Raw genomic sequence first — 16,709 nt, 5'->3', positions numbered from 1 at the left:
GTCTCCATTCAGCCGGTCACAGGATGGGCCAGCTGGTCGGCCAGCGCCAGCAGGCCGCTGGTCTGGTCGGTGATGGCGCGCACGGTGTCTGGCTGCAGGCGGCTGAGCCAGCGCCAGGGCAGCCGGGCCGCGCCGCAGCGCGCGCCGGCGAGCATGCCGACGAGGGCGCCGGTGGTGTCGGCGTCGTCGCCCAGGTTGACGGTGGCGACCACGGCATCTTCAAAGTCGTCGTGCTCCGACACGAAGTGCAGCACGGTCTGCACCGTGTCCACCACGTAGGCGGTGGCGCGTCCGCGGTAGGGCGTGTGGCGAAAGGTCGGCTCTTCGGCCACCCATTGGTCTATGCGATGGCACAGCGCGGCATGGTCGTCGCCCGCCAGCAGGCCGCGCAGCAGGCGGCCCAGGCCCAGCGTGGCGGCGTCCGACAGCGGGTGGTGGTGCGTCAGACGGGCCTGCGCTAGCGACAGGCGCTCGAAGGCCGCGCGGTCTCCCAGCGTTGCCAGCACGGCGGGCAGGTTGCGCATGGCGGCGCCGTTGCCGCCGTCGCCGTCGTTGGGCGGGCCGCTGAGGCTGCCCTGGTGCAGAAAGCGCAGGATGCCGCGGCGGCAGGTGTTGCCGCAGTCCACCGGCCCGCTGCGCCACCACGCCACATAGGCCTCGCCGATGCAGCGCACCAAGGCCTCGTCGGCCTGGTCGCGCAGGCGCGCGATGCCGCCGGCACCGCCCTGCAACAGCGCATCACCCAGCGCCAGGCTCATGGTGGTGTCGTCGGTGACCTGGCCGCGCGCGAGCTTGAGCCAGCCGCCACCGACGATGTCGCGGTGGGTGCCGTAGGCCAGCAGGATCTCGCGCGGGCGCATGAATTCGACCGTGGCGCCGAGCGCGTCGCCGATGGCCAGGCCCAGGTAGGCGCCCAGCGCCTTGTCGAAGCGGGCGTGGAAGTGGGGTGTGCGGGCGTCAGCCATACCGCGCCACCACGTCGTAGTCGCCGCCCAGGGCGAGCACTTCCTGTTCGCCCTGCAGCACCTGCCCGGTCAGCAGGCCGGGGAACACCAGCAGCTTGCTGGCGGGCACCTGCACCTCGAACACCCAGTCGCCGAAGCAGCCCGCGTCTTCGGCCGACAGGCTGAACGACACCAGGTTGTTCAGCCGTACCGTGCAGTGGCGGTTTTGCAGGGTGCCGGCCACCAGCTGTTCGTCGCAGCGGGTGCTGCCGCGCCACAGCCGCACATGGGACGCTCCCGCCGCCGCATGGCCGGGCAGGCCGAAGCGCTGCAGCGCCCATTGGCAGAACTCGAACAACAGGTCCAGCTGCTGGTGGACGTTGTTGTTGTGCAAGCGGCTGGAGGTTTTCTCTTCGAGGTAGGTGATCCAGCCTGGCGAAGGATAGCGCTGCAGCGGCTGGCGGTGGTGCGTGGGCACCAGGCCGAAGCGGCTTTCGACCCAGCCCTTGAGCACGGCGCCGGCCGGGCTGGCGTTGTCCATGCCCCAGGCCTGCAGCAGCTTGCGCCAGCTGCTGCGCCAGCGGCAGCGTTCGGCCGGACCCAGCGCCGCGGCCTCGTGCGCGGCCGGGGGGCGCAGGCCGAAGGCGATGTCCAGGTAGTGCACGAACACCTCCGACGCGTCGCTCAGGGCGCTGCAGCGGTCCAGCAGGCCGAACAGGCCGGGGTGCGCTTCGCGCGTGCCCGCGATGGACAGGGGAACCGGGTGCGCGTTGAACGCGGTGCCGGCCAGCACCCGGGTCGGCACGCCGACCAGGTTGGTGCTGTACCAGCGGTGGGGCTGGACCGGTTCATCATCCACCGCTCAGACCGGCCGGTTCTCGTTGACGTTGCGCACCGGGCCCATGAGCGCCAGGCCTTCGTCGTAGGTGATGGTGTCGAAGGTGACGCCGTACTTCATCGCGGCGTCGGCCACGGCGTCGAGCTTGCCGGCGGTGTCCTTCTTCTTGAGGTCGCCCTTCTCCAGGTAGAGCAGTTCGAGCATCTCGTTGTAGACCGTGTTCTCCAGGATGGGCAGCACGTAGAACATCGCGCCCTTGTACGGCACCTGGTACTTCTTCGAGATGTCCATGTTGTCGCAGAACAGGAAGTACTTGCCGCCGGCGCTGAGCGTGTCGCCCAGCACCTCGGCCACGTCCTTGAGCGAGGCGAAGGACAGCAGCCAGCCGCAGAAGAAGGGCAGGTGCGACTCGCCGGCGCGGGCCACGGCCATCACCTGGTCGCACTTGAGCTCGGGCGGGCGCGCCTCGTCGGCCATCTTGTCGGCAAAGCGCAGCGCCAGTTCGCCACGGAAACCGAAACGGCCTTCGACGTGGGTCGGCGCCTTGAGCACCGGGTTGAGCATGCGGCCTTCTTTTTCGAGGCGGGCGAAGGCGGTGTCGTCGATGGCGGCGGGCGCGGTCAGCGTGGTCATGGCGGTTCCTGTGGTTGGGGAAGGGGAAAGACTCACCACGTCTGTCTGCAATGAACGTACCAGCCCCTTGCATCCCTCGCGCACTTGAGAAGGCGCAGCAAACCCGACACAAGCGGCCGGCGTGGCGGTTGGCAGGCGTGTCGTTTGCGACGCCGGTTCTGCGCTTTGTCGGATTCGGAACAAAGACTTTTGACGCCGCTGCGGGCCCCCGAAAACACCGATTTCCCTCGGAGAAACAAGCACTTGAGATGTGTCGACCCGGGGTTGGAAAGGCATGGCACGGAAGGTGCAGAGGAGTGGCTGCGCGGACACAAGTCCGGCCGATGCGTGATCCGATAAGAAAACCTATAGGCACGTCAGGCTGACCTGGTCGCGGTGTATCGCAACCTTGGTTTCAACCCTTCCTTTCTTGGAGTACTGACATGGCTAAGCTTCGTCAAATCGCCTTCTACGGCAAAGGTGGCATCGGCAAATCGACCACTTCGCAAAACACCCTCGCGGCCCTGGCCGAGATGGGCCAGAAGATCCTCATCGTCGGCTGCGACCCCAAAGCCGACTCGACCCGCCTGATCCTGCACGCCAAGGCCCAGGACACCATCCTCTCGCTGGCCGCCGAAGCCGGCTCGGTGGAGGACCTGGAGCTCGAGGACGTCATGAAGATCGGTTACCGCGACATCCGTTGCGTGGAATCCGGTGGCCCGGAGCCAGGCGTGGGCTGCGCCGGCCGAGGCGTGATCACCTCGATCAACTTCCTGGAAGAAAACGGCGCCTACGAAGGCGTGGACTACGTGTCCTACGACGTGCTGGGTGACGTGGTGTGCGGCGGCTTCGCCATGCCCATCCGCGAAAACAAGGCGCAGGAAATCTACATCGTGATGTCGGGCGAGATGATGGCCATGTACGCGGCCAACAACATCTCCAAGGGCATCCTGAAGTACGCCAACTCGGGTGGCGTGCGTCTGGGCGGCCTGGTGTGCAACGAGCGCCAGACCGACAAGGAACTGGAACTGGCCGACTCGCTGTCCAAGATGCTGGGTTCGCGCCTGATCCACTTCGTGCCGCGCGACAACATCGTGCAGCACGCGGAACTGCGCCGCATGACCGTGCTGGAGTACGCGCCCGAGTCCAAACAGGCCCAGGAATACCGCACCCTGGCCCAGAAGGTCCACGGCAACGCCGGCAACGGCACCATCCCCACCCCCATCACCATGGACCAGCTGGAAGACCTGCTGATGGAGCACGGGATCATGAAGACCGTCGACGAAACCGAAGTCGGCAAGACGGCCGCCGAACTGGCCGCCTGATCGCCTCAGTGACCGCATCCGGTGCGCCACTGCGGCGCTCCGGATCGCGGGCCACCCGAGCCATCCACCATCCACTGGAGTGTTCCCATGACCGCCACCGTTGAAGAGCGCAAGGCCGCCAACAAGGCCCTGATCGATGAGGTGCTGAAGGCCTATCCCGAAAAGATGGCCAAGCGCCGCGCCAAACACCTGAGCACGTACGAAGAGGGCAAGCCCGATTGCGGCGTGAAGTCCAACATCAAGTCCCTGCCGGGCGTGATGACGATCCGCGGCTGCGCCTACGCCGGTTCCAAGGGCGTGGTCTGGGGCCCCATCAAGGACATGATCCACATCTCCCACGGCCCCGTGGGATGCGGCCAGTACAGCTGGGCCGCCCGCCGCAACTACTACATCGGCATGACCGGTGTGGACACGTTCGTGACGATGCAGTTCACCTCCGACTTCCAGGAGAAGGACATCGTCTTTGGCGGCGACAAGAAGCTCGACAAGATCATCGACGAGATCCAGGACCTGTTCCCGCTGAACAAAGGCATCTCGATCCAGTCGGAATGCCCGATCGGCCTGATCGGCGACGACATCGAAGCCGTGTCCAAGAAGAAGAGCAAGGAGTACGAAGGCAAGACCATCGTGCCCGTGCGCTGCGAAGGTTTCCGCGGCGTCAGCCAGTCGCTGGGCCACCACCTGGCCAACGACGCGATCCGCGACTGGGTGTTCGACAAGACCGACCCGAACAAGCGCCCCGACTTTGTCTCGACCCCGTACGACGTGGCCATCATCGGCGACTACAACATCGGTGGTGATGCCTGGTCCTCGCGTATCCTGCTCGAAGAGATGGGCCTGCGCGTGATCGCCCAGTGGTCCGGCGACGGCACGATTGCCGAGCTGGAAAACACCCCCAAGGCCAAGCTCAACGTGCTGCACTGCTACCGCTCGATGAACTACATCAGCCGACACATGGAAGAGAAGTACGGCATCCCATGGTGCGAGTACAACTTCTTCGGCCCGACCCAGATCGAGAAGAGCCTGCGCGAGATCGCCAGCCACTTCGACGACGCCATCAAGGCCAAGACCGAAGAGGTGATCGCCAAGTACAAGCCGCTGATGCAAGCGGTGATCGACAAGTACAAGCCGCGCCTGCAGGGCAAGAAGGTGATGCTGTATGTGGGTGGCCTGCGTCCGCGCCACGTGATCGGCGCCTACGAGGACCTGGGCATGGAAGTGGTCGGCACCGGCTATGAGTTCGGCCACAACGACGACTACCAGCGCACCACCCACTACATCAAGGACAGCACGCTGATCTATGACGACGTGACCGGCTACGAGTTCGAGCACTTCGTCGACAAGATCAAGCCCGACCTGATCGGCTCCGGCATCAAGGAAAAGTACGTCTTCCAGAAGATGGGCGTGCCTTTCCGCCAGATGCACAGCTGGGACTACAGCGGTCCTTACCACGGCTACGACGGCTTTGCGATCTTCGCGCGCGACATGGACATGGCCATCAGCTCGCCGATCTGGGGCCTGACCAAGGCGCCCTGGAAAAAAGCCGCCTGATTCCGCACACCACCCCGACTTGCCAAGGAGAGCGTCATGCCCCAATCAGCCGACAAGATCCTCGACCACGAACTGCTGTTCCGTGAGCCCGAGTACCAGGAACTGTTCAAGAACAAGAAGGAACAGTTCGAATACAACCACAGCGACGAAAAGGTCGGTCAGATCATCGAATGGACCAAGACCGAGGACTACAAGGCGAAAAACTTCGCCCGCGAAGCCCTGACCGTCAACCCCGCCAAGGCCTGTCAGCCGCTGGGCGCCGTCTACGTCGCCAACGGGTTCCACAAGACCCTGAGTTTCGTGCACGGTTCGCAGGGCTGCGTCGCCTACTACCGCTCGCACTTCTCCCGCCACTTCAAGGAACCGACCTCCTGCGTCAGCTCCTCGATGACGGAAGACGCGGCGGTGTTCGGTGGCCTGAACAACATGGTCGACGGCCTGGCCAACGCCTACAACCTGTACAAGCCCGACATGATCGCGGTCAGCACGACCTGCATGGCCGAGGTGATCGGTGACGACCTGAACGCCTTCATCAAGACGTCCAAGGAAAAGGGCAGCGTGCCCGCCGAGTTCGACGTGCCGTTCGCCCACACCCCGGCCTTCGTCGGCAGCCACATCACCGGCTACGACAACGCGCTGCTGGGCGTGCTGCAGCACTTCTGGGACGGCAAGGCCGGCACCACCGAGAAGCTGGAGCGCGTGCCCGACGACAGCATCAACTTCATCGCCGGCTTCGACGGGTTCGTCGTCGGCAACATGAAGGAAATGCGCCGCATCTTCAGCCTTTTCGGCGTCAAGGTGAACGTGCTGTGCGACCCCTCGGGCTCGTGGAGCACCCCGACCGACGGCGAGTTCCGCATGTACGAAGGCGGCACCACCAAGGAAGAGGTGGTCGCAGGCCTGCACGCCAAGGCCACCATCGTGTTCCAGGAGTACTGCTGCGAGAAGACCAGCAAGTACATCACCGAGAAGGGCCAGGAAGTGGTGGTGCTCAACGCCCCGGTGGGCGTGGCCGGTACCGACGAGTTTCTGATGGCCATCAGCCGCCTGACCGGCAAGCCGATCCCGGCCGAGCTGGAGCTCGAGCGCGGTCTGCTGGTGGATGCCATGGCCGACAGCCAGGCCCACCTGCACGGCAAGCGCTACGCGCTGTACGGTGACCCGGACCAGATGATCGGTTACGCGCAGTTCCTGCTGGAGCTGGGCGCCGAGCCTGCACACGTGCTGGCCACCAACGGCACCGAAACCTGGGCCGCCAAGGTGCAGAAGCTGTTCGACAGCTCGCCCTACGGCGCCGGCTGCAAGGTTTACCCCAAGCGCGACCTGTGGCACATGCGCTCGCTGCTGTTCACGGAGCCGGTGGACTTCCTGATCGGCAACACCTACGGCAAGTACCTGGAGCGCGACACCGGCACGCCGCTGGTGCGCATGGTGTTCCCGATCTTCGATCGCCACCACTACCACCGCTTCCCGACCTGGGGTTACGAAGGCGGCATGCGCGTGCTGGTGAACCTGCTGGACGAGTTCTTCGAGACCCTGGATGCGAACACCATCGTGCCGGGCAAGACGGACTATTCGTACGACATTATTCGTTGACCCCCCCCGCGCCGCTTCGCGTCACCCCCCAGGGGGCGCCGCTGGCGGCCCGGCAAAGCCGGTTCCGCGGCGGCCTTGGTTGGGCTTCCCCACGCTCGCCAGGGTCGCTGCGGCCTCCGGTCATTTCATTCAGTGAGGCTCTTATGGCCAATGTGACATTCAGTTCGCCGCGCATGAAGAAGGACCTGACGGTCTATGCGGTGGCGGGCGATACGCGGACTTTGCTGGCGGTGGCGAAGGCGAACAACGTGCCGCTGGATTTCGAGTGCGAGAACGGAGAGTGCGGTTCCTGTCAGCTCAAGGTGACGGTGTTGTCGGACAAGGCGCCGATCGGCGTCGCGCTGACTGAGAAGGAAAAGACCGTGCTGCGTTTTGCCGGCAAGATCACGCCGAAGCAGATCGAGGACGCCGAGACGAAGGACCTGCCGCCGCCCTGGCGCCTGGCGTGTCAGTTCGTCGTGCGCAGCGAAGACATCCTGGTGGAGTTCTGACCATGGCGGGCACGCTGGTCAAGACCACGCAGGACGGCCGTTCGGTCGAGGTGATCGACGGCTGGGTATGTCTGGCGGGTCTCAAGGAAGCCGACACGCTGGTGCCGCTGTTCGAGCACCCCAACCGGCAGGCCATCCTGGCGGCGGTGCCCGGCGCAACGCACATGGCCGGCCGCCTGCCGCTGACCCACGAGGAGGCTGCGATCGCCCAGGGGGCGATGACGGCCGAGCAGCGTGAACTCGACACCAGCCCGACCGCCATCTCGCAGCGCCTGCGGCGTGTCCTGTGGGCCAAGGCCGTGGCCGAAGGCGTGGAATGAGCGCGCCACCATGATCTACGTGATCGAGTGTCCGCCGTCGGGAGAACCTGTGGCCTGGTTCGCTTACCACCTGGGCGACCTGGCCCGCAAGGTGGCGGCACGCGATCCGCTGGAGGCCTGGGAAATCCACGACGAGGTGACACCGCGCGCGCTGCTGGATGCGCTGGGACACGAGAGTGTGGACGCTGACGCTCGCGCTGCGTTTCCCTCGGTCTGCGACCTCGGTGACCAGTTCGGCTGGGACACGACGCTCTACCGCGCCGACCACCTGCTGGGGCGCGGCGTGCTCAGCCCCGAGCCGGTGGATGAGCGCGCCGCTTTGCTGGCGGCCCTGACAGCGCGGCCCGGCGAATGCCGCATCTACTGGAGCGACCAGGAGGCGGTGCTGGCCACTGAGGACGGCGATGCGTGGCTGGGCGCACCCGAACGCTGGCGCGCGCGCCACGCGCTGCACCAGCAACTGCTGGCGCTCGAAGTGCTGGCCGACAACCTGTAGGGGGAACGCCCATGCTGCACCGCATGCAGTGCGACATCGTGCGGATCGCGGGCGAGACGGTCCTCAAGCTGCTGGCAGAGATGCAGAGCGAAGATGAGCTGTTTGCCAGCGAGGCGACGCTGCACGTGGTCGAGTCGCAGCTGCTGGTGATGTCGCAGACCCTGGCCCACCTGGCGCCCGGGCTGCACCATCGCCTGCACCGGGTGGACTGGCAAGGCTGGGGGCAGCTGCACCACCTGCTGGCATCGGGTGGGCAGCCGCGCCGCGAGGCGGTCTGGTACGGCGTGCGCGCGCTGGTGCCGGCCACGCTGGAACTGATCGCCGACCTGCGCAAGCGCGAACCGCTGTGGTTCGGTATCGACTACTGAAGAAAGCACACCATGGACACCGTCGAAGAATTCCTGGCCCACGCCATCCAGATCGAGCAGGAGGCGGCGCTGCGTTTCGGACAGCTCGCCGACGCCATGCACGCGCAGGGCAACAAGGAGGTGGGGCGCCTGTTCCGCCAGCTGGCCGACTACTCGCTGTTGCACCTGGCCGATGCCCGCGAGCGCGCGGGCTTTCGCCAGTTGCCCGACATGGGCGCGGCCGAGTTCTGCTGGCCCGACATCGAAAGCCCCGAAGCGGCGGCGATCTGGGCCGCCGACCCGCTGCTGGGGCGCGAACAGGCGCTGGAGGTCGCGCTAGAGGCCGAGCAGGCCGGGCTGGACTACTACAGCGACGTCATGAACACCACCTCCGACCCCGAAATCCGCGCGTTTGCGAAGGAGTTCTCGGAAGAGGAGGCAGGGCACGTCGCGGAGCTCAAGCGCTGGATCGAGCTGCACCGCGAGGGAAAACCGCTCCCGACCGACCTGTGACGGGTTCTGTCGCAAACCACCCGTCGCGATTGCTTCAAACCCTTCACAGCACCCCCTGAATCCGGCCAAAACCGGCCCAAAACACCTGGCATCAAACCTGCAAAGAGTCCTGCACCCACGTTGACAGGAGCTCGCCATGTCGGTATCGCTGAAGGCCAAGATCGCTGAAGTGTTCGAGGAGCCCGGCTGCGACATCAACCAGGGCAAGAGCGAGAAGGAACGCAAGAAGGGCTGCACCAAGCAGCTCTCTCCCGGCGCAGCGGCCGGTGGTTGCGCCTTCGATGGGGCCAAGATCGCGCTGCAGCCGGTGGCTGATGTGGCCCACCTGGTGCACGGACCGATCGCCTGCGAGGGCAACAGCTGGGACAACCGCCACAGCGCGTCCTCGCACTCACAGATCTACCGCACCGGTTTCACCACCGACATCAGCGAACTCGACGTGATCTACGGCGGCGAAAAGCGCCTGTTCAAGTCGATCCGCGAAATCATCGAGAAGTACGATCCGCCCGCGGTCTTCGTCTACCAGACCTGCGTCACCGCGCTGACCGGCGACGACATCGAAGCGGTGTGCCAGCGCGCCGCCGAGAAGTTCGGCAAGCCGGTGATCCCGGTCAATGCGCCGGGCTTTGCCGGTCCCAAGAACCTGGGCAACAAGCTGGGCGCCGAAGCCATCCTCGATTACGTGATCGGCACGGTCGAACCCGAGTTCACGACGCCGTACGACATCAACATCATCGGCGAGTACAACCTGGTCGGCGAGCTCTGGCAGATCAAGCCGCTGCTGGACGCGCTGGGCATCCGCATCCTCTCGTGCATCAGTGGCGACGGCAAGTACCGCGAAATCGCCTCGGCCCACCGCGCCAAGGCCAACATGATGGTCTGCTCCAAGTCGATGATCAACATCGCGACCAAGATGGAGCAGCGCTGGGGAATTCCGTATTTCGAAGGCTCGTTCTACGGCATCAGCGACATGAGCGAGACGCTGCGCCAGATCGCGAAGCTGCTGGTGAAGCAAGGCGCGGACGCCGAGCTGATGGATCGCACCGAGCGCCTGATCGAGGTCGAAGAGGCGCGCGCCTACAAGCGCATCGCCGAGTACAAGGCGCGCCTGGCCGGCAAGCGCGTGCTGCTGATCACCGGCGGCGTGAAGTCGTGGTCGGTGGTGGCGGCGCTGCAGGAAGGCGGCATGGAAATCGTCGGCACCAGCGTCAAGAAGAGCACCAAGGAAGACAAGGAAAAGATCAAGGAGATCATGGGCGAGGGCGCCGACGCCCACATGATCGACGACATGACGCCGCGCGAGATGTACGCGATGCTCAAGGACGCGCGCGCCGACATCATGCTCAGCGGCGGCCGCTCGCAGTTCGTGGCGCTCAAGGCTCGCATGCCCTGGCTGGACATCAACCAGGAGCGCCACCACGCCTACGCCGGCTACGAAGGCATGGTCGAACTGGTGCACCAGATCGACCGCGCGCTGTCCAACCCGGTCTGGCAGCGCGTGCGCATCGCCGCGCCCTGGGGCGACGACGGCGAAACGCTGCCGATGGTCGGGTCCGGTGGCTCCACCGCACACCTGAGCGCGGTCGCGGCACACGCCATGGGCCTCGAGCCCGAAGAAGTCCCGGTCTGAGCACACGGAGCACACCATGGCCAGCGTCGTCGAATCCAGGAAAGCCTGCACCGTCAACCCGCTCAAGATGAGCCAGCCGCTGGGCGCGAGCCTGGCTTTTCTCGGGCTGGACAGCTGCATGCCGGTGATGCACGGCTCGCAGGGCTGCACGTCTTTTGGTCTGGTGCTGCTGGTGCGGCATTTCAAGGAAGCGATTCCGCTGCAGACCACGGCGATGAACGAGGTCACCACCATCATGGGTGGCTACGAGAACATCGAGGCGGCGCTGTTGAACATCCGCAAGCGCGCAGCCCCGAAGCTGATCGCGATCTGCTCGACCGGCCTGACCGAGACCAAGGGAGATGACGTCAACGGCTTCCTCGCGCTCGCCCGGCAGAAGCACCCCGAGCTGGCCGACACCGAAATCATCTATGTCTCGACGCCCGACTACGTCGGCGCTTTCGAAGACGGGTTCAAGCATGCGATCACCGGCATCGTGAAGTCGCTGGTCAAGCCGCTGCCCACCGCGAAGGACCAGGTCACGCTGCTGCCGGGCAGCCACCTCTCGCCCGGCGACATCGACGAACTGCGCGAGATCATCGAATCCTTCGGCCTGAAAGCCATCGTGCTGCCCGACATCTCGGGCTCGCTGGACGGCCACATTCCGCCCGATTGGCGCGGCACCACGCTGGGTGGTACGACGCTCGAAGAGATCCGCGCCGCCGGCGCCTCGTCCTGGACCCTCGGTATTGGCGAGCAGACCCGCGAAGGTGCCGAGGCGCTGCAGGCGATCAGTGGTGCGCCGTTCGAGATTTTCGAGCGCCTGACCGGCATTGAGGCCAACGACCGGTTCCTGATGCGGCTGTCTCAGCACAGCGGCCGACCCGTGCCAGCCAAGTACCGTCGCCAGCGCAGCCAGCTGCTGGACGCCATGCTCGACGGCCACTTCTACACCGGTGGCATGACCGTGGCCATCGGCGCCGAGCCCGACCTGCTGCTGGCCATCGGCGCGCTGCTGCACGAGATGGGCGCCGAACTGAGTTGCTGCATCAGCACCACGCAATCCGCCTCGCACGCGCTGCTGCCGGCCGAAAAGGTGTTGCTCGGTGACCTGGAGGATCTGGAGCTCGGCGCGAAAGACTGCAACCTGATCGTCACCCACGCCCACGGTCGACAGGCCGCGCAGCACCTGGGCAAGCCGCTGCTGCGCATGGGCTTTCCGGTGTTCGACCGCGTCGGCAACGCGCACCGCGTGCAGGTCGGCTACCGCGGGACCATGGCCCTGATTTTCGAGATCGCCAACCTCATGATCGAACAGATTCCGCACCACCACGCGGAAGACTGGCCGCTCACGCCTGAAGCGCGCCGCGCCGCCATGGCACGCAGTGGCCCGACCCAAGCGACACCCCCCAACCCATTGGCCGAGGCCAGTGCCTGACCCAGGAGTCCACCATGAAGATCGCCTTCGCCACCCAGGACAAGGAGAGCGTCAACGCGCACTTCGGCTGGGCCAAGCACATTCTGGTCTACGAGATGTCGCCCGAGGGTTATGCGTTTGTGCAGAGCTTCGACTTCGGCGACAAGCTGCAGGAAGACGGTGACGAGGACAAGCTCGCGCCCAAGCTCGATGCGATCCACGACTGCGCGATCCTGTACGTGGCCGCCATCGGTGGCTCCGGCGCGGCGCGCGTGGTCGCATCCAAGATCCACCCGATCAAGGTGCCGCAGCCCAAGCCGATCGCCGAGATCCTGGAAAAGCTGCAGGTGGTGCTGCAAGGCACACCGCCCCCCTGGCTGCGCAAGGCGCTTCAGCGCGACGCCGCCCCTTCCTTTGACTTTGAAGACGACGAGGTGACCCATGGCTGAAACCGCCACCCCCGAGACCGACGCCCCCAGCGACGAGGCCATGCTGGCCACCCCCTTCGTGCAGCAGCTGGTCAAGCAGATGCGCGCGCAGGACACCCACGGCCAGTGGGAAGGCAAGAGCGATCTGAAGATCCTCAAGCCCTTCATCCTCACGCCCGAGGAGCGGCGCGCCATTCCCATCATGGGCGACCCGGACCCCGAGACCCTGTGGCACCTGGAGATCTTCTACAACGCCATCGCCGTGGCGATCGAGCGCGAGACCGGCCAGATGGTCTCGCCCATGATGAAGATGAGCCACGAAGGTTTCGGACGCATGGTGCTGATCGCCGGCCGCCTGGTGGTGGTCAACAAGCAGCTGCGCGACGTGCACCGCTTCGGCTTCCCCTCCCTGGCCAAGCTGGCCGACGCCGGCGGCAAGTTCCTGACCGAAGCCGTGACCATGATCCGCACCTACCCCGACGTCGCGAACTACGGCGCCTGAACGGAGAACCCCATGAGCGAGACCGCCGACGAACTCAAGCTGCGCCTGAAGAAGCTCAACGCCCAGGCCACGCAGGCCAAGATGGACCTGCACGACCTGTCCGAAGAACTGCCCACCAACTGGGAAAACATCCTCTCGGTCGCGCAGCGCTGCCACGACACCCACGCCGCGCTGATAGAAGCGCGGAAAGCAGCGGCAGCGGCCGCCTGATCCGGAGCACCACCATGAGCGCATTTTCCGTCACCATGCCCAGCGGCGCGACCTGGACGCCGACCTTTGTCGCGTCGCTGGACGAAGAGAAGTGCATCGGCTGCGGCCGCTGTTTCAAGGTCTGCCCGCGCGGCGTGCTGGAGCTGGTCGGTCTGACCGACGAGGGCGAGCGCATCAGCGTTGATCTCGACGGCGATGACGACGACGAATACGAAAAGAAGGTCATGACGATCGCGCACCAGGAGCTGTGCATCGGCTGCACCGCCTGCTCGCGCATCTGCCCCAAGAAGTGCTACACGCACGCGCCGGCCAACGCCTGAGGAGCACATCATGCTGGCCCCGGTTGCTCCCCGCCTGGACTGGTCCGGGCTCGAAGCGCGCATGCGCTTGCGCAACGACGAGATCGATGACCTGATGGCCTTGCTGCTGGAACATGCGGATGTTTCAGTTGGCAGCAAGGCCGACCGCTACCACCTGGCGTGGCTGATCGCTTGCGCCAGCTTGGGCGACGGGCACCTCTGGCAGGACCTGGGGCTGCCGTCTCGCGAGGCGCTGACGACACTGATGCGTCGCTGGTTCCCTGCGCTGGTCGAGCTCAACAGCGGGAACATGCGCTGGAAGAAGTTCCTGTACCGGCAGCTGTGCATGAAGGAGGACATCCTGATCTGCAAGTCGCCGACCTGCAATGACTGTTCCGATTACGTGACTTGCTATGGACAGGAACTGAACTGAACCCGTAGAACGCGTGTTTGAAGTCGGATAGCCTTGGAGACGGGTCGGCCTACCTGCTTTGCAACAGCAACCTTCATCTGACCCAGATCATCACCACGACCAGCCAGGTCAGCGCGGCGCCAGTCACGAACGCCGCGCCGTGCGTCAGCCGCGGCATCCAGGGGTTGGGGCGTGGCTGGGCCAGTCGCGCGAGGTGTTCCAGCCGAGCGATCACCTGATTCACCAGCGGGTGAAACTCCTTTTTGAACAGCTCCTGCGCAGTTTCCTGCATCACCTGAATCTGAGTCTCTTTCGCGCGCTGGGTCACCTCCGCCACGCTGCGGTCGACCTGTTTGGCTGTCTGGAGCCAGTGGCATCACGGCCTCCAGCTGCTTGAGCAAAAGGTCCAAGTCCCCCAAGGTGACATTTGTGTACAGATCAAGTACGGAAAAAGTACGAAAACCCTTCCCGTGCTTGAGCGAACTTCCTGGAACAAAGCAAGGGCGTTTTCATAGATACACCTGTGTCCTAGGACGTCCCAGAGAGTCCTTGTTTCCCACCTTGACATGGTGGGGGGCGTTGGTTCGAGTCCAATCGCGCCTACCAAACATCTCTGAAACGACAAGGGCCGGACATTTCGTCAGGCCCTTTTTCTTTGTCCGACAGCCTTCCAGCATGGCATCATCTGCGATGCGCACAGGGAAAACCCATCTGGCAGCACAGGGGGGACTTCCTAGAATCCGGCGCAACAGCAGTCTCCATAGTGCGGAGGCTCTCCGTCTTCACGTGAAGGTCCTGTAGTGCAAAAAAGCAAGGCCGATGCCCATGGCTCCTCTCCGGAGGCGGTGCGGGTCATCAAAAAATACCCCAATCGACGCCTCTACGACACCGATACGTCGTCATACATCACGCTTGCAGAGGTCAAGTCTCTGGTGATGGACAACGAGCATTTTGTGGTGCGCGATGCCAAGACCAACGAGGATCTGACCCGCAGCATCCTGCTGCAGATCATCCTGGAAGAGGAAACAGCTGGCGTGCCGATCTTCACCGAGCAGGTGCTCGCCAACATCATCCGTTTTTACGGACATGCCATGCAGGACTTCATGGGCGCCTATCTGGAAAAGAACGTCCAGATATTCATGGACCTGCAAGCCAAAATGGCAGAACAGTCCAAGGGCCTCAATCCAGAGGTCTGGAAGCAGTTCATGAATGTCCAGTCTCCCATGATGCAGGGCATGATGGGGACGTATCTGGAGCAGTCTCGCAGCGCGTTCACGCAGATGCAGGAGCAGATGCAGAAGAACAGCGAGCAGATGCTGGCCGCTTTTGGCCTCAAGCGCTGACCCGGTCGGCCGGTCTGAGACAATCCGGGGATGAGTGAATCCCCTGTTTCCATCGGCGCTTCGGCGCCCAAAGTGGGGTTCGTGAGCCTGGGTTGCCCCAAGGCCCTCACGGACTCCGAGCTGATCCTCACGCAACTCAGCGCTGAGGGCTACCAGACGTCCAAGACCTTTGCCGGTGCCGACATCGTCATCGTCAACACCTGTGGCTTCATCGACGATGCCGTCAAGGAGAGCCTGGACACCATCGGGGAGGCCTTGGCTGAGAACGGCAAGGTCATCGTCACTGGCTGCCTGGGGGCGCGCGAAGGTGACGGAGGTGGCAACCTGGTGCAGCAGATGCACCCGAGCGTGCTGGCGGTGACCGGCCCTCACGCCACTCATGAGGTGATGGAGGCAGTGCACAGGCACCTTCCCAAGCCGCACGATCCGTTTGTTGATCTGGTGCCACCCCAAGGCATCAAACTCACACCGCGCCACTACGCCTACCTGAAGATCAGCGAAGGCTGCAACCACCGCTGTACCTTCTGCATCATTCCGTCGATGCGAGGTGATCTGGTCAGTCGCCCGGTGGGTGATGTGCTGACAGAAGCGCGCAAATTGTTTGAGGCCGGAGTCAAGGAACTGTTGGTGGTCAGTCAGGACACATCGGCTTATGGTGTCGATGTGCAGTACCGGACTGGTTTCTGGGATGGCAAGCCAGTGAAAACCAAGATGCTCGATCTGGTTCGCACGCTTGGCGAGCTTGCAAGAGGATTTGGCGCATGGGTGCGTCTGCACTACGTGTACCCATATCCCCACGTAGACGACGTGATTCCGCTTATGGCCGAGGGGCTGATCCTGCCGTATCTGGATGTGCCGTTGCAGCACAGCCATCCCGATGTGCTCAAGCGGATGAGGCGCCCCGCCAGTGGGGAAAGAAATCTGGAACGTATTGCCCGCTGGCGCGAGATCTGCCCTGAGATCGTGGTGCGCAGCACCTTCATCGCAGGATTTCCCGGGGAGACGGAGGCTGAGTTTCAGCATCTGCTCGACTTCCTGGTCGAAGCGCGCATTGATCGAGCGGGTTGCTTCGCGTACTCGCCGGTGGAGGGGGCCGCAGCCAACGCACTTTCCGATCCTGTTGCGGATGCGGTGCGGGAAGAGCGCCGCGCGCGCTTCATGGAGGTCGCGGAGGCGGTGTCCGCTGACAAACTGCGCTCCCGTGTGGGCGCGACCATGCAGGTGCTGGTGGATTCGGCGCCCGGCTTGGGTAAGAAGGGTGGTGTCGGCCGCAGTTACGCGGATGCACCGGAGATTGACGGGGTGGTGCGACTGCTGCCACCAGAGAAGATCAGCAAGACGCTCAAGGTGGGGGAGTTCACTCGCGCGCGCATCGTTGCAGCGGACGGTCACGACCTCGTGGCTCAGCCGATTTGATGCGGGAAATAGAAAGGGCTTGCAAACGAACTGTTTGCAA

General features: G+C 64.4%; 21 protein-coding genes. 17 read left to right on the top strand and 4 right to left on the bottom strand.

The features are described from left to right. Positions 1-8: 8 nt before the first annotated feature. The 3 genes from draG to HFL01S_RS09170 are packed head-to-tail and all read right to left on the bottom strand — an operon-like array spanning position 9 to position 2,415. On the bottom strand, positions 9-965 hold the full coding sequence (draG, locus tag HFL01S_RS09180; RefSeq protein ID WP_066257633.1) for an ADP-ribosyl-[dinitrogen reductase] hydrolase: 957 nt from the start codon (positions 963-965) through the stop codon (positions 9-11). Then, positions 958-1,803, bottom strand: a complete 846-nt coding sequence (locus HFL01S_RS09175; protein ID WP_066257631.1) for an NAD(+)--dinitrogen-reductase ADP-D-ribosyltransferase — start codon at positions 1,801-1,803, stop codon at positions 958-960. Before HFL01S_RS09175 ends, draG begins: the two co-directional genes overlap by 8 nt. Positions 1,804-1,806: 3 nt before the next feature. After that, complete coding sequence (locus tag HFL01S_RS09170; RefSeq protein ID WP_066257629.1) at positions 1,807-2,415, bottom strand: hypothetical protein; 609 nt, start codon at positions 2,413-2,415, stop codon at positions 1,807-1,809. Between the two features lie 422 nt (positions 2,416-2,837). On the opposite strand from HFL01S_RS09170, the gene nifH reads away from it, so the two are divergent. The 15 genes from nifH to HFL01S_RS09095 all read left to right on the top strand — a co-directional run bounded on the left by nifH (position 2,838) and on the right by HFL01S_RS09095 (position 13,931). Further along, a complete protein-coding gene (gene nifH, locus HFL01S_RS09165; RefSeq protein WP_066257627.1) occupies positions 2,838-3,719 on the top strand; it encodes a nitrogenase iron protein in 882 nt (293 codons plus the stop codon). 87 nt (positions 3,720-3,806) lie between these two features. Then, on the top strand, positions 3,807-5,270 hold the full coding sequence (nifD, locus tag HFL01S_RS09160) for a nitrogenase molybdenum-iron protein alpha chain (RefSeq protein WP_066257625.1): 1,464 nt from the start codon (positions 3,807-3,809) through the stop codon (positions 5,268-5,270). A gap of 36 nt (positions 5,271-5,306) precedes the next feature. Beyond that, positions 5,307-6,866 carry a nitrogenase molybdenum-iron protein subunit beta gene (nifK, locus tag HFL01S_RS09155; protein ID WP_066257623.1) on the top strand — a complete coding sequence of 520 codons (1,560 nt, stop codon included), beginning with the start codon at positions 5,307-5,309 and terminating at the stop codon, positions 6,864-6,866. 173 nt (positions 6,867-7,039) lie between these two features. After that, a complete protein-coding gene (locus tag HFL01S_RS09150) occupies positions 7,040-7,357 on the top strand; it encodes a 2Fe-2S iron-sulfur cluster-binding protein (protein WP_245644767.1) in 318 nt (105 codons plus the stop codon). Between the two features lie 2 nt (positions 7,358-7,359). Next, entirely contained in the window at positions 7,360-7,677 is a 318-nt protein-coding gene (locus HFL01S_RS09145) for a hypothetical protein (protein ID WP_066257620.1), read from the top strand. Between the two features lie 10 nt (positions 7,678-7,687). Further along, entirely contained in the window at positions 7,688-8,173 is a 486-nt protein-coding gene (locus HFL01S_RS09140; protein WP_066257618.1) for a hypothetical protein, read from the top strand. Between the two features lie 11 nt (positions 8,174-8,184). Beyond that, positions 8,185-8,541 (top strand): hypothetical protein, encoded by a 357-nt coding sequence (locus HFL01S_RS09135; protein WP_066257615.1) that lies wholly within the window; start codon positions 8,185-8,187, stop codon positions 8,539-8,541. Positions 8,542-8,553: 12 nt separating this feature from the next. Then, entirely contained in the window at positions 8,554-9,033 is a 480-nt protein-coding gene (locus HFL01S_RS09130) for a ferritin-like domain-containing protein (RefSeq protein WP_066257612.1), read from the top strand. Between the two features lie 136 nt (positions 9,034-9,169). After that, entirely contained in the window at positions 9,170-10,663 is a 1,494-nt protein-coding gene (gene nifE, locus HFL01S_RS09125) for a nitrogenase iron-molybdenum cofactor biosynthesis protein NifE (RefSeq protein ID WP_066257610.1), read from the top strand. 16 nt (positions 10,664-10,679) lie between these two features. Continuing rightward, on the top strand, positions 10,680-12,080 hold the full coding sequence (nifN, locus tag HFL01S_RS09120; protein ID WP_066257609.1) for a nitrogenase iron-molybdenum cofactor biosynthesis protein NifN: 1,401 nt from the start codon (positions 10,680-10,682) through the stop codon (positions 12,078-12,080). Positions 12,081-12,094: 14 nt separating this feature from the next. Beyond that, positions 12,095-12,508: a nitrogen fixation protein NifX gene (gene nifX, locus HFL01S_RS09115; protein ID WP_066257607.1), complete on the top strand. Its 414-nt coding sequence runs from the start codon at positions 12,095-12,097 to the stop codon at positions 12,506-12,508. After that, the gene (locus HFL01S_RS09110; protein WP_066257605.1) at positions 12,501-12,989 is read left to right on the top strand and encodes a NifX-associated nitrogen fixation protein; all 489 of its coding nucleotides are present in this window, start codon (positions 12,501-12,503) and stop codon (positions 12,987-12,989) included. Before nifX ends, HFL01S_RS09110 begins: the two co-directional genes overlap by 8 nt. A 12-nt stretch (positions 12,990-13,001) precedes the next feature. Then, positions 13,002-13,199 (top strand): CCE_0567 family metalloprotein, encoded by a 198-nt coding sequence (locus HFL01S_RS09105; RefSeq protein WP_066257602.1) that lies wholly within the window; start codon positions 13,002-13,004, stop codon positions 13,197-13,199. 14 nt (positions 13,200-13,213) lie between these two features. Next, on the top strand, positions 13,214-13,519 hold the full coding sequence (fdxB, locus tag HFL01S_RS09100; protein ID WP_066257601.1) for a ferredoxin III, nif-specific: 306 nt from the start codon (positions 13,214-13,216) through the stop codon (positions 13,517-13,519). A gap of 10 nt (positions 13,520-13,529) precedes the next feature. Then, positions 13,530-13,931 (top strand): nitrogen fixation protein NifQ, encoded by a 402-nt coding sequence (locus HFL01S_RS09095; protein WP_066257595.1) that lies wholly within the window; start codon positions 13,530-13,532, stop codon positions 13,929-13,931. A 73-nt stretch (positions 13,932-14,004) separates the two neighbouring features. On the opposite strand, the gene HFL01S_RS09090 is transcribed toward HFL01S_RS09095, so the two are convergent. Further along, on the bottom strand, positions 14,005-14,247 hold the full coding sequence (locus HFL01S_RS09090; RefSeq protein WP_157538816.1) for a hypothetical protein: 243 nt from the start codon (positions 14,245-14,247) through the stop codon (positions 14,005-14,007). A gap of 463 nt (positions 14,248-14,710) precedes the next feature. Here HFL01S_RS09090 and phaR point away from each other — a divergent pair, with 463 nt between their 5' ends. Beyond that, on the top strand, positions 14,711-15,253 hold the full coding sequence (gene phaR, locus HFL01S_RS09085) for a polyhydroxyalkanoate synthesis repressor PhaR (RefSeq protein WP_066257591.1): 543 nt from the start codon (positions 14,711-14,713) through the stop codon (positions 15,251-15,253). A gap of 30 nt (positions 15,254-15,283) precedes the next feature. After that, positions 15,284-16,669: a 30S ribosomal protein S12 methylthiotransferase RimO gene (gene rimO, locus HFL01S_RS09080; RefSeq protein ID WP_066257589.1), complete on the top strand. Its 1,386-nt coding sequence runs from the start codon at positions 15,284-15,286 to the stop codon at positions 16,667-16,669. Positions 16,670-16,709 lie beyond the last annotated feature (40 nt).

Source organism: Hydrogenophaga flava NBRC 102514 (assembly GCF_001571145.1).
In the GTDB taxonomy this organism is placed as follows: Bacteria; Pseudomonadota; Gammaproteobacteria; order Burkholderiales; family Burkholderiaceae_C; genus Hydrogenophaga; species Hydrogenophaga flava.
Note: the sequence above shows the minus strand (reverse complement) of the source record. Positions and strands in the feature narration are given on the sequence as shown.